General features: G+C 37.9%; 12 protein-coding genes and 1 pseudogene. 9 read left to right on the top strand and 4 right to left on the bottom strand.

The genetic code is table 11. From position 1 onward, the window contains the following. Positions 1 to 120: 120 nt before the first annotated feature. Positions 121 to 411, bottom strand: a complete 291-nt coding sequence (locus DM444_RS22775; RefSeq protein ID WP_109193311.1) for a TIGR03643 family protein — start codon at positions 409 to 411, stop codon at positions 121 to 123. Positions 412 to 655: 244 nt separating this feature from the next. On the opposite strand from DM444_RS22775, the gene DM444_RS22780 reads away from it, so the two are divergent. The 7 genes and pseudogenes from DM444_RS22780 (at position 656) to DM444_RS22810 (ending at position 8,710) form a co-directional block, all read left to right on the top strand. Continuing rightward, positions 656 to 1,339, top strand: a complete 684-nt coding sequence (locus DM444_RS22780; RefSeq protein ID WP_111291226.1) for an SDR family NAD(P)-dependent oxidoreductase — start codon at positions 656 to 658, stop codon at positions 1,337 to 1,339. Between the two features lie 12 nt (positions 1,340 to 1,351). Continuing rightward, a complete protein-coding gene (locus DM444_RS22785; RefSeq protein WP_111290905.1) occupies positions 1,352 to 2,764 on the top strand; it encodes an SDR family oxidoreductase in 1,413 nt (470 codons plus the stop codon). Between the two features lie 206 nt (positions 2,765 to 2,970). Further along, a pseudogene (locus DM444_RS22790) lies at positions 2,971 to 3,636 on the top strand (IS6 family transposase). A 793-nt stretch (positions 3,637 to 4,429) separates the two neighbouring features. Further along, a complete protein-coding gene (locus tag DM444_RS22795) occupies positions 4,430 to 6,034 on the top strand; it encodes an arylsulfatase (RefSeq protein ID WP_111290907.1) in 1,605 nt (534 codons plus the stop codon). A gap of 319 nt (positions 6,035 to 6,353) precedes the next feature. Next, on the top strand, positions 6,354 to 7,409 hold the full coding sequence (locus DM444_RS22800) for an HAD family hydrolase (protein ID WP_111290909.1): 1,056 nt from the start codon (positions 6,354 to 6,356) through the stop codon (positions 7,407 to 7,409). A 180-nt stretch (positions 7,410 to 7,589) separates the two neighbouring features. Further along, positions 7,590 to 8,165: a transporter gene (locus DM444_RS22805; protein ID WP_162615034.1), complete on the top strand. Its 576-nt coding sequence runs from the start codon at positions 7,590 to 7,592 to the stop codon at positions 8,163 to 8,165. A 164-nt stretch (positions 8,166 to 8,329) separates the two neighbouring features. Beyond that, positions 8,330 to 8,710, top strand: coding sequence for a helix-turn-helix domain-containing protein (locus DM444_RS22810; protein ID WP_111290913.1), 381 nt, complete (start codon positions 8,330 to 8,332; stop codon positions 8,708 to 8,710). 292 nt (positions 8,711 to 9,002) lie between these two features. Here DM444_RS22810 and DM444_RS22815 read toward each other — a convergent pair whose 3' ends face one another. The 3 genes from DM444_RS22815 to DM444_RS22825 are packed head-to-tail and all read right to left on the bottom strand — an operon-like array spanning position 9,003 to position 10,162. Beyond that, entirely contained in the window at positions 9,003 to 9,305 is a 303-nt protein-coding gene (locus DM444_RS22815; protein WP_111290915.1) for an integrase core domain-containing protein, read from the bottom strand. Further along, positions 9,306 to 9,875: an IS3 family transposase gene (locus DM444_RS22820; RefSeq protein ID WP_111290917.1), complete on the bottom strand. Its 570-nt coding sequence runs from the start codon at positions 9,873 to 9,875 to the stop codon at positions 9,306 to 9,308. Continuing rightward, complete coding sequence (locus tag DM444_RS22825; RefSeq protein WP_111290919.1) at positions 9,872 to 10,162, bottom strand: transposase; 291 nt, start codon at positions 10,160 to 10,162, stop codon at positions 9,872 to 9,874. The genes DM444_RS22820 and DM444_RS22825 overlap by 4 nt, the downstream gene beginning before the upstream one ends. A gap of 370 nt (positions 10,163 to 10,532) precedes the next feature. On the opposite strand from DM444_RS22825, the gene DM444_RS22830 reads away from it, so the two are divergent. Together DM444_RS22830 and DM444_RS23715 are read left to right on the top strand one after the other, a co-directional pair. Next, a complete protein-coding gene (locus DM444_RS22830) occupies positions 10,533 to 12,158 on the top strand; it encodes a tetratricopeptide repeat protein (RefSeq protein WP_111290921.1) in 1,626 nt (541 codons plus the stop codon). 163 nt (positions 12,159 to 12,321) lie between these two features. After that, positions 12,322 to 12,459, top strand: a complete 138-nt coding sequence (locus DM444_RS23715) for a hypothetical protein (protein ID WP_162615036.1) — start codon at positions 12,322 to 12,324, stop codon at positions 12,457 to 12,459. The last annotated feature ends 68 nt before the right edge of the window (positions 12,460 to 12,527 follow it).

A 12,527-nucleotide genomic window follows, 5' to 3' on the forward strand; every position in this document is an offset into this window, starting at 1 on the left:
TTAGGTTTGATTGGTGTTTTGGTCTTTAATGGCGAATATACTGGTTTTTAAAAAGTTTCCTGTTACAGGGATTCCATATTTTTTATCATAATTCCAATAATTGGCAGGTAATCATTTTTATTATTTCTTCTTTGCTATTTTGTTATTGGAAATGCCCCGCTGCTCTCTGCACTTAAAGCGGCTGATCTGCTCACAGCGTTTCTGCAGATGCTTTGTTTTACAATTTTCTACCCTTTTACGCCAAAGTATATAACTGCCGGTTTTGAGTTCCTTCTTCATTAAAGTTTTTACATCAGCTTCCTTAAGAGCAAACTGGTGTTCAATAGCCTCAAAAGGGGTTCTGTCTTCCCATGCCATTTCAATAATGCGGTCCAGGTCACGATCAGCAAACTGCTGTTTTAATTTTTTCATGATTGTATTTTTTGAGGGATTCTCCTTGAAGAATTGAGAAGAGCATAGCTAATTTAGATAAAATAATTTTTATTTTGTTTAATATTTATTTAAAATTGTCAAACAATTGTTATCTTTAAGATACTAAGATAACTTTATGCTAAAACACAGTTTAGCTTTTTTGATAATTAATAAAGAATATCTTATTTTATTGAAAATCATAGCACAAACAGTCCTCCCAGCTCTTAAATTTAATCTTAAAAAAATGAAAACTATTGTAATTGTTGGCGGCAGTAAAGGAATAGGGAATGCTGTTGTAATGCAGAATCTGGAAAACTGCCGGATTATCAATATCAGCAGGACAGCTCCTGATATTACCCATCCGAATTTAATTCATTTTGCAATCGATGTGCTCGGGGATCCTTTGCCTGAATTTGAAAGTATGGATGCCCTGGTTTATTGTCCGGGATCTATAAACCTGAAACCCATTCTGGGCTTAAGCCTGGATGATTTCAGAAATGATTTTGAAATTAATGTGGTGGGAGCAGTCAAAGTGATTCAGCATTATCTGCCTGCGTTAAAGAAAGGGGAAAAACCTTCTATTGTTTTATTCAGCAGTGTTGCGGCAAAACTCGGAATGCCTTTTCATGCCAGTATTGCGGCCTCGAAAGCAGCAGTAGAGGGTCTGGTTAAATCGCTCGGCGCCGAGCTTGCCCCGTTAATCCGTATCAATGCTATTGCCCCGACTATTACAGAGACTTCTTTATCAGCATCTATTTTAAGAAACGACAGGATGAAGGAAAATATGAAGGAACGACACCCCTTGAAAAATTATCTAAAACCCGAGGAGGTTGGACGTATGGCTGGCTATCTTATCTCTGAAGATGCAGCATCAATTTCAGGCCAGGTTTTCGCGATGGATTATGGTTTGGTAAGCTTTAAATTGTAAAACAGCTCAGAGATGAAAATTCTTTTAACAGGCGCTACAGGTTATATCGGCAAGAGGCTGCTGCCCTTGCTGCTGGATCACGGAAATGAAGTAATCTGCTGCGTTCGGGATAAAAACAGGTTTTACTTTCCTGAACAATTTGAAAATAAAATACAGGTCATTGAAGCTGATTTTCTGGATCCGGAAAGCCTGAAGAGTATTCCCGATGATATAGACGCGGCCTATTACCTGATCCATTCCATGTCCGGCGCTTCCAATTATGATCAGCTGGAAAGCATTTCGGCACATTATTTTATAGAAAAAATAAACCAGACAAATGCAAAACAGATTATTTACCTCAGCGGAATTGTAAATGATAAGTCATTATCCAAACATTTGTCATCAAGGAAGGCGGTGGAAGATATTTTAAAGACTGCAGCATTGCCCTTAACGGTGCTTCGGGCCGGAATAATAGTAGGATCGGGAAGCGCCTCTTTTGAAATAATACGTGATCTGGTGGATAAACTGCCCCTTATGATTACCCCAAAATGGCTCAATACCAAATGCCAGCCGATTGCCATCAGCGATGTTTTGGAGTTTTTAATCCGCTCGCTGTTAAATCCGGCAGTTTATGGTGAAAGTTTTGATATCGGGGGACCTGATATTTTGACCTACAAGGAAATGCTGCTGGAGTTTGCCAGAGCAAAAAAACTACGGAGATACATTTACACCGTACCGGTGATGACCCCGAAATTATCGTCCTACTGGCTGTATTTTGTGACTTCAACTTCCTTTAAGCTGGCCTCGGCGCTGGTCAGCAGCATGAAAGTGGAAGTCATCTGCCGAGATAACAGGATTAACAGCCTGCTGGGCGTTACACCTATTACTTACCGGCAGGCATTAGAGAGGGCTTTGAAAAAAATCAGTGATGATGATATCATCTCGAGCTGGAAAGACTCCCGTGTCAGCGGACAGTTCAAAGGAAATGTTTCCCAATACCTGAAGGTCCCAAAAAAGGGCTGTTACATTGACAGAAGAAAAAGAGCAGTCATAAACAGGGAATATACAATTGCTCGGATCTGGTCCATAGGAGGAGAGACCGGGTGGTATTACGCCGACTGGCTCTGGGAGCTGCGCGGATTCATCGATAAGGTTTTTGGCGGTGTGGGCACCAGAAGGGGAAGGACGCATAAAACGCAGATACATGCAGGGGATGCACTGGATTTCTGGAGGGTTGTATATGCCGATAAGAAGAAGGGCAAACTGGTTTTGTATGCCGAGATGAAACTTCCGGGCGAAGCCTGGCTGGAATTTAAAATAATCAACAATACCTTATATCAGGCGGCCACTTTTAAACCCCACGGTCTTATTGGAAGACTATACTGGTATGCCGTGCTGCCGTTTCATGGTTTTATATTTGACGGCATGCTTAAAAAACTCATTTAAGGGTTTGTGGATAATGTGAGCTTGGCCTGCGGACTATTTTACAGCTGGGGGTATTGTACTGATATAATGCTGTTTTCAATATCTTGCAGTTTAAAAAGGTTTGTAAAATGAGATCCTGTGAGCATTAATTTTGTACGCCATAATTTCATTGGTTCTGTCGCATCTGGGAATAACTTTTATCTTTAGAATTTTAAACCGATCAAAAGATGAATACTAAAGGTCATTGTTATCCAAAATACATAATTCTTTAGGCATTATATTTCAAGCTAAGATTTACACTTAGTTACCGTGATGTTGAAGAACTAATGAAGATTAGAGGAGTCATTGTGGATCATGCGACGATTCAGCGTTGGGTTTACAAGTTTGCACCTTTGCTTGAGGCAGAAATGAAGAAGAGAAAAGGCAGAGTGGGGGAGAGTTGGAGATTGGATGAGACCTACATCAAAGTAAAAGGTATTTGGTGTTATTTATATAGGGCAGTAGATAAATTAGGCAATACGGTTGATTTTCTTTTGACCAGAAAAAGACAAAGAATGAGTGCGCAGTCATTTCTAATTAAAGCAATTAGTAATAACTACAGACCAAGAGTAGTAAACATTGATAAAAGCGGTTCTAATACTGCCGCTATCAAAGTCTATAACAAACGTTCATTCACAAAGATTAAAATCCGGCAGTGTAAATATCTCAACAATATTGTCGAACAGGACCATCGATTTATAAAATGGAGGATACAAAATGGGTTAGGCTTTAAAAGTTTTGAATCGGCAAGACGAACATTGAGCGGAATTGAAGTTGTGCATATGCTGAGAAAGAATCAAATGGTTAGACCAGGGATAACTATGTTTAAATCATTCTGTAAATTGGCGGGCTAACTTTTAAATTACTTCAATTTTTATATTTGATTCTGACAGATGCGACAGAACCGGGTTTAATGTTAAAAAACGTTAAAAGATGTGATTTCATTAATTCAATAAATGGAGCTATTAATATACTTGTAAAATGAAACTACATAACTTAGCATTTAAATGGATAACTTAAATAAGTTTTTAGCAAAATTAAATAATAGTTTTGAGATTATTTAGGTCAAAATTTGATGATTATTTCTGCCGATTTTGATGAAAATAATAAATATTTTTCCACTTATTTATTGTTCTTCCACAGAAGCTAAAAATTGATTTATTTCCCTTGGCGGCGACCAGAATCTTAAAGCCTAAAGCAAAGGTTCTTCTCGTATTTGTCATGCCGTGAAAATTAGCACTCATAAAGTTAGCTTTCAATAAGAAATTCTAAGTGCTATATGGTTCTTTTTTACTCCTTCAGATAAACACTCACCAATCTTTTAGTTGCGAAAAAAGTAGCAACTCCAAAATAGGAACATGACATAATATGGGCTGATTTAATAAATCGCATAAATGGCTAATCTCTCATAGTCTGTAAGTTCAAATCCGATTTTGAGGAAATAAGTTCGTTGCACTTTCTATTTTTTTGTTGCAAATTATAAAATGAAACCTTTTTACCGTTATTCTGTGTGGGTTCTTTCTTTAAATTTATAATTCCTTGCAAATGGGCGGACGCTTAAGCACAAAAAAAATCTTTAATCATTTTTTAATCAGTTCTTCCATGACATAACAAATTAATCTCTAGTATAATTATAAATCTCTTATTATGAAAAAAAGAAGACATCTATTATCAATATTGGCGCTCTCGTTATTTACGTGCGCTGTTATTGATGCCCAGACGAAAAAAAGCCCGAACATTATTATTCTGCTGTCAGATGATACTGGATGGGGTGATTTAGGCCCTTATGGTGGAGGGGAAGCCAGAGGCGCAGCCACTCCTAATATCGACCGCATGGCAAACGAAGGAATGCAGTTCTGGTCTTTTTACGGCCAGCCAAGCTGCACACCGGGGAGAGCTGCCCTGATAACCGGAAGAATTCCCAACCGCAGCGGTATGACAACAGTTGCTTTTCCAGGAGATGGAGGGGGGCTTCCAAAAGCTGAATGGACTTTGGCGTCTTTATTGAAACGCAAAAATTACAATACTTTTTTCGCTGGGAAATGGCATCTTGGCGAGGAAGACTATTCTATGCCCATTGCGCAGGGTTTTGATGTAATGAAAAATGTAACATTATATCACTTGAATGCCTACACCTATACGGATCCAGATTGGAATGCGGACATGCCGGATGATATCAGAGCAATGTGGGTTAAAGGGACTAAAGGCGCACTCGAAGGAGAGGCAGGCAAACCTTATAGAGAAGTAAGAAAAATCGATGGAAAAGTGATTCCGTTTTTAGATCAGTATACTGAAGAGGAATCCATTAAATGGCTGAAAGAGAATGCTAAAAAGGACAAGCCTTTTTTTATGGAAATTTCTTTTGCCAAAAACCACCAGCCTAACCTGCCTCATCCAGATTATGTGGGGAAATCTGCCGGAAAAAATAAATATGCCGACTGTATTGTCGAACTGGATTCAAGAATAGGCCGCATCATGGACGAGGTGCGCAATCTTGGAATTGCTGAAAACACTTTGGTTATCTACACAGTGGATAACGGCACTTGGCAGGATGTATACCCTGATTGTGGCTATACGCCTTTCAGAGGAACTAAAGGGACAGACCGTGAAGGGGGAAGCCGTATTCCGACCTTGGCTTGGTGGCCAGGGAAAATCAAGGCAAACAGTAAGAACAGTGACATTTTAGGAACACTTGATTTTATGGCAACATTTGCCGCTTTATCAGGACAGGAGCTGCCAACTGTAGACAGGGAAGGAAAACCGACTATTTTTGACAGCTATGATATGTCGCCGGTTTTATTTGGCACAGGCAAATCAAAAAGAAATATGTGGCTTTATTTTACGGAAGACGAATTGGCTCCGGGAGCAATCCGAATTGGTAAATTCAAGGCGGTATTTAATCTGCGAGGCGATGATGGCGCCCGTACAGGAGGTCTGGCAGTAGATGCCAATTTAGGGTGGAAAGGGCCAGCAAGTTATGTGGCTACCGTACCGCAGATATTTGATTTATGGGCAGATCCTCAAGAACGCTATGATTTGTTTATGAATAACTTTACCGAGAAGACATGGTTTTTGCCAACTGTTCAAAACATTCTTGCGGATTTTGTCAAAACGTATGAAAAATATCCGCCAAGTCCATTGCAGAGCCAAATGTATCCTGGACCAATAACAATCAATGATTATATAATGATGAAAAATGTTCAGGAAAAACTTAAAGCCACAACTACTGCAAAAAGAAGCGGAGGCGGGTGATAAAATATCGGCTGAAGATTGAAAAATTATTATTTGGCTGCCATGAAATATGTGATTTGTTTTAAGAAAGGGCTGGCTATGCTTGCATATAAGCAGCTGGCTCTTTTTATAATGCCGTCCCTCAAAGGTTTCTTAGCATGCAGAAGCATATGAAGCAAGCGAGAATGTTTGAGGTTTGGAAATGGCAGGGAAGAGCAAAAAAAGCCTCTCAAATCGTTATGTAGTGCCTTAACTTTAGCTTTAATAAAGAAGGGAATGAAAGATTTCAAATTTTTATTAAGGTCATATTTTGACCACCAGCAAAATTAAATCAGATAAGATGAAAAAAGTAAATAATACAGCAGGCCTTAAATTATTCCTTTCCGTTGTTTTGCTGATCGCTGCAGCAGGATGCAAAAAAGAAGGGATTAAAGAAGACAGTACCGCCAAGGAAAAAGCTCCGACAGCCGTCTCAAGCGGTGATCATCTGCCATCATGGAACGATACAAAAGTAAAACAGGACATCATTGCCTATGTAAAAGATGTAACCAATACAGAAAGCCCTAATTTTATACCTGTAAAGGACCGCATCGCAACTTTTGACAATGACGGTACTTTATGGGCTGAACAGCCTTTTTATTTCCAGCTTTTCTTCGCCTTGGATCAGGTCAAAGCCTTAGCTCCCAAACATCCGGAATGGAAGAGCAAGCAGCCTTTTAAAGCAGTGCTGGAAAATAATATGGGGGAACTGATGAAGCAGGGCAAAGCAGGATTGATGCAGATAGTGGCCGTCAGCCATGCGGGAATGTCTACCGATGAATTCGAGGCTAGCGTAGGCAAATGGATCAGCACGGCGAAGCATCCGACAAAGAAAAAACTTTACAGAGAACTCATTTACCAGCCTATGCTTGAATTGGTCAAATATCTGCAGGATAACCAGTTCAAAGTATTTATTGTTTCAGGAGGCGGTATTGATTTCATGCGCGCATGGGCTGAGGACGTCTACGGAATCCCAAAAGACCAGATTGTGGGCAGCACACTCCAGGCAAAATATGACTACAACAATGGCAAACCGGTGATAACAAAACTGCCTGCCCTAGATTTTAATGATGACAAAGAGGGAAAACCAGTTGCAATAGAAAAGTATATTGGGAAAAAACCGGTTTTCTCGGCAGGAAATTCAGACGGCGACCTTCAGATGCTGCAGTGGGCGGCTTCCAATAAATACAAGAATTTTGAATTGTATGTCCACCACACAGATTCTATCCGCGAATGGGCATATGACAGAAAATCTCCAGTGGGGACACTCGATAAAGGGCTTGATGAGGGAAAGGCTAAAAATTGGGCTTTTGCGGACATGAAAAAGGATTGGAAAGTGATTTTTCCTGGCAATTAACTAATTAAAATGCGAGCTATGAAATTAAAAATATTTAACCGGGAAGCAGAAGGCGCCAGAGACTATGCTGCGTGATTAGTGATGCTCTTCGCGGGGTGCATTGCTGGGGCTGCGCAGGAAACTGAAGAAAACAAGGAACCGCAGAGCGGTGCCAATTCGGTAAAACTATCGCAGGAAGTGATGAATCCCACCACTTTAGCCTGGCAGCTGCAATTGGAAGAATATGCAATTTTTAAGACTGAGGGACAGGATGGATTCGCACAAAATTTTCGCTTTAGAGGGATAATTCCTTTGAAAGAAGGATTTTTAATAAAAGTGCCGCAGCTGATAAGGGTTATTACTTTTTTAAATACGGCGCCAGACGGCAAAACTGGATTGGGAGATCTGACTTTGAATAGGTTTTTTCTCCTCACCAAGAAAGGCTGGGGGGAGTTTGGTGCGGGATGGAATATTCAGATCCCTACAAGAACCGACGACCAGTTGGGTTCTCCCCAGTGGAGTATCGGTCCGGCTTTCACAGTAATTTTCACGGATCTTGGAAAATGGCAGATGTACTGGATATGGAAAATTTTTTCTCCATATCTGGAAATGACACGTATGGTTCTTCCACTTATGCCGGCTTGCAGCCAAATGTCTTCTATAGATGGGCAAATGGGGTTTATGCTGGGATTGAATCCGAATGGCAGATCGACTATAAGACTGGAAAAGCTATACCGATGGATTTCAGGGTTGGATATATATGGTCGGGCAAATTAAAGTATAATGCTTATATCGAACCTGAGGTTATGGCTTATAGATCCGACGGCTATCCGAGAAATTCTTCAAATTTTGGAGTTAGATTAGGATTTAGATGGTATCTGCCAATGTAGGATCTGTCTAACTGGCAGTATTAGATTGAAATAATTTCTAAAAATAAGCATATGGGGAATATGTTTTGCAAACTAAAGAAGGAAGAAAAAGAAGAATGCTTGGTAAGAATAGAATTTTTCATGAATTCCAAAAAGCTTTTTTTAAATAAAGATTTGTGTCTGGCCCAGCTATCGGAAGAAACAGGAATTACCGGGCATAAAATTTCTTATCTGATTAATGCTGAGCTTAGGTTAAATTTTAATGATTATGTAAATTTAAAAAGAATTCAATACTTGCTGGAAAATATAAATGCCCCTATATTAAAGAATCTATCTATTGAAAAAATGTCGCTTATTTGTGGATTTGGCTCCCGGGCAAGCTGTTTTAGGGCATTGCGCAAACATAAGGGCAAATCTTTAAAACATTTTATAATAGGCTCGCACCTCTCATAATATTTCTTTTATTAAGTTGGATCAGAGATAAATCAATTTTAAAGGCTCGGTAGAACAGTAATAAAACTGGCTACAACTACCTTAATTTGCAACTGTTTCATAGAAAGGGTTCTTTGTACGTAATACTAAGACACGAACTCTTTTATTTATATTATTGTACGGCGCTAAAGAAGTTTAGTAATGTTTCTAAATTGAGGTTTCAAATTTTTTTAATGTAGGAGTATAAGTTCTTGTTAAATCTGAACGCATCGATTGTGCACACAGTTTAATGCTAGCATCATAAAAAAAGCTATTAATTAGTTGGCAGCTGATTCTGAAACTCTTCAATCGTTAAATTTCCGAGTGCGGAATGTCTTCTGCAGGTATTGTAAAAGTTCTCTATATAATCAGCTATGGATTTTTCTGCCTTCTCTTTGGTCTTGTATTTATTCTGGTACACAAGTTCTATCTTTAAGGTCTTGAAGAAGCTTTCCGCTACTGCATTATCGTAGCAGTTCCCTTTGCGGCTCATGCTTTGAGCTATTTTATTTGCCTCTAATAGGTTAATAAACTCACGGCAGGTGTATTGTATTCCCCGGTCTGAGTGAAATAGCAGTTACTGACCGATCTGCAGGGGACGATCTAAAAGAGCTTTTGTCAAGGACGCAATGCTGGTCTCTTTTGCTTTCATTGTTTCGCTGATGAACCAGCCGATCACTTTGCGGTCAAAAAGATCTAGCACCACAGTGAGATACAGCCAGCCTTCTTCTGTTTCTAAGTAGGTCATATCAGAAACCCAGACTTCATTTTTTCTGCCTGCTTTAAAAATCTGTTCCAATCTGTTTTCGACGACCTTGCTATTGAGGGATGAGTTAGTAGTCCTTTTGTATTTCGATTTTGCAATGCTGCTCAGATGGTTTTCCTTCATGATCTGACTGACAAATTTCCTGGAGACTTTTATCCCGATAGTATCCAATTCTTTAGCAATTCTCGGACTTCCGTATCGGCACTGGCTCCATTGGTAGATTCTAATAATTTCGTTTATGACGAAAGTTTTTCGCTGGGCCCTTGTGGTGGGTGTTCTTTTGCGCCATCGGAAAAAACTGCTTTTGTGGATCTGAAAAATCCGGCACATCTTCTCAACGGGAAATATTTTCGAGTTTTCTCTGATGAATTCATATTTCACCCGCCGCTCTTGGAGAAGATATTTTGAGCCTTTTCTAGGATGTCCCTTTCAATTTCCAGCTCTTTGATCCGTTTTCGCAGTTTCACTAATTCATTTTTAAGGGATATTTCAGCTGAGGTTTTCTTTATGTTATATCTACCTTCCTTATAACACTTCTTCCAGTGCTGCAGGGTGCTTGTGCTGATGTCGAGTTCTCTTGCCACCTCAAAGACCCTTCCGCAGTGGCTGCTCATGGTGGCGGCCAGAATCTTGAAGCCTAAAGTAAAGGTTCTCCTTGTCGTTTTCATGCCTGTAAAAATCAGAATTCATAAAGTTAGCTTTCAATAAGAAATTCTAAGTACTGCATCCTACTTTTTTACACTTTCTGATCGATACTGTCTAAGCTTTTAGTCGCGAAAAAGGTAGCACCTCCAATCTTAATTTTTAGTCACAAAAAGGCATCAACTCCAAATTTTTGATTGTAAAAAAGTATATTAAAAGTAAATTATTATTCTAAAAATGTTCGCATCACAATATTGTAATTGTGTCTTCTATAAATTTGATTTTCCACCTTGTCTTAGTTCAAGGTTTTATAAATCCCAATAAAGCTTCTATTAATCTATTAAGAATATTTATTTTCTCTAAATTTGCATAAATTTCCAAGAATTTTCGAACATAATGATACGAGTACTGCCTATATTCTTACTTTTTACTTCTTTTTTTCTTCATTCTCAATCTTCAACAAAAGAATTGATTGACAGCTTAAATGCTATTGATGATCATGAAAAAAAGGTCAATTTATGTCGAATAATAGCAACTCAATTGCAGTCTACTGACTGGAATAGAGCGATAAAATATATTGAGTTAGCAGAAAGTGAAGCCAAGAAAACAGCAAAGCCAGCAGAAACTTTAGCTGGAATATATACAACTGCCGGAGACCTGTACTATTCAAAAGATGTTTTAGATGTTGCTCTTCAATACTACTTAAAATCATACGATATCTATAAAGAGAAAAACAATGTTCAGGAAATTGCAAATACAGAAAACAATCTTGCCATTGTATATGCTAAAAGTAATAATCAAGAAAAAGCTTTGAAGTTTTTTTCTCATGTTTACAAATATCAAAAAGCGAAGAAGGATTCTGCAAAGCTCGTTAAAATCCTAAATAATATTGGAACAATTTATCTTGATAAAAATGCCGATTCATCATTGCATTATTATCAGAAAGCCCATTTGATTACTACTAAATTAAAGGATAATACTTTGACCGTATATATTTATACCAATTTAGCAAGGACTTATACTTTAAAAAAGGATCAGAAAAACACAAAATTCTATTTTGAAAAAGCTTTTTCTCTTTTAGATTCCATTACTGACAATTCTTTAAAGTCATTTGTTTACGAATCTTTTTCTGAATATAATTTAAAAGACCGGAGGTTTGAAAATTCTATTGAAAACGCCAAAAAAGCTTTAGGATACAATAAAGAAAAAGCATTTGGTTTTTCAAGCATGCGTTTAAATAAAATACTCTATGAAGCTTATCTAGGTAAAGAAGATTATAAAAATGCAGTACATTATTTTCAGAAGTACAACCAGATAAGCGACAGTATCGACATAGAGCAGAAAGCCGTAAATCTTGAACGAATAAGGCTCGAGCAGGATTATAAAGTACGAAGCCAAATTAGATCCTTAGTAGAAGAAAAAACAAGATTTAAATATTATGTTGTTGGATTAATTCTAGTTGTCGGGATTTTGACTTTGATTCTTTTATTAATTCGCTATCGTAACAGAAATATTAAGAATCAATTAGAAAAAGAGAAGCTAAAAGCCAAACAGCAGGAACTAAAACAAAGTCTGGAAGCAAAAAACATGGTTTTGATCGGAAAAGCAATGTCGGAAATACATCGTACAGACAATATCAATGAAATCCTGACAGATCTGAAGAAGATCAAGCTCCAAACGGCCAGTAAAGAAATGCAGAATGCGATCGACATAGTTTTAAAACGTCTGGAAAAAGACTTAAATACAGATATCTGGAAGGAATTTGAAATGAGTTTTGAGCAGGTTCATAAATCTTTCTTCGATAAGCTTGCAGTTGACTATCCTTCACTAACTCCAAAAGACCGAAGATTATGTGCACTGCTGTATCTTGATTTAACTACAAAAGAAATTTGCCAAATAACGGGACAATCGTACAAATCTATCGAAAGCGCCAGAGCAAGACTTCGCAAAAAGTTTGATATAACCAACGAGAAAGTAAATCTATCTACTTATCTAACTACGCTAAAACACAACGAATCATAAAAATAATTTAAAAATTAAGTGTTTGGTTTATTGTGTGTTATGTAAAAAAGAATGTTTTTGAAGGGTACTTTTTTTGCCCGCGAATGTTTTTACATAACTCCTTTTTTTTAGCATTTCTGAGTCTCACTTTATATTCGCCGAATCTATTATAAAAAAGGATTGGATGAATACTAAGAAAAAAAAGGAACAGACGAAAAGTCTGGATGAGCTGCTGGAAGAAACAAAAACAAAGAAGAGTGCACTCTTAAAAATTCTACAAAAAATTACAAAAGCAAATTCTAATGATCAGCCTCCAGGATGATTCTTAGCATTTGCTTTTGTTGCTTGTTATCAACCCTAAAAAAACGTGAGTTTTCATTTAATCAAACA

The organism is Flavobacterium ginsenosidimutans (assembly GCF_003254625.1).
In the GTDB taxonomy this organism is placed as follows: Bacteria; Bacteroidota; Bacteroidia; order Flavobacteriales; family Flavobacteriaceae; genus Flavobacterium; species Flavobacterium ginsenosidimutans.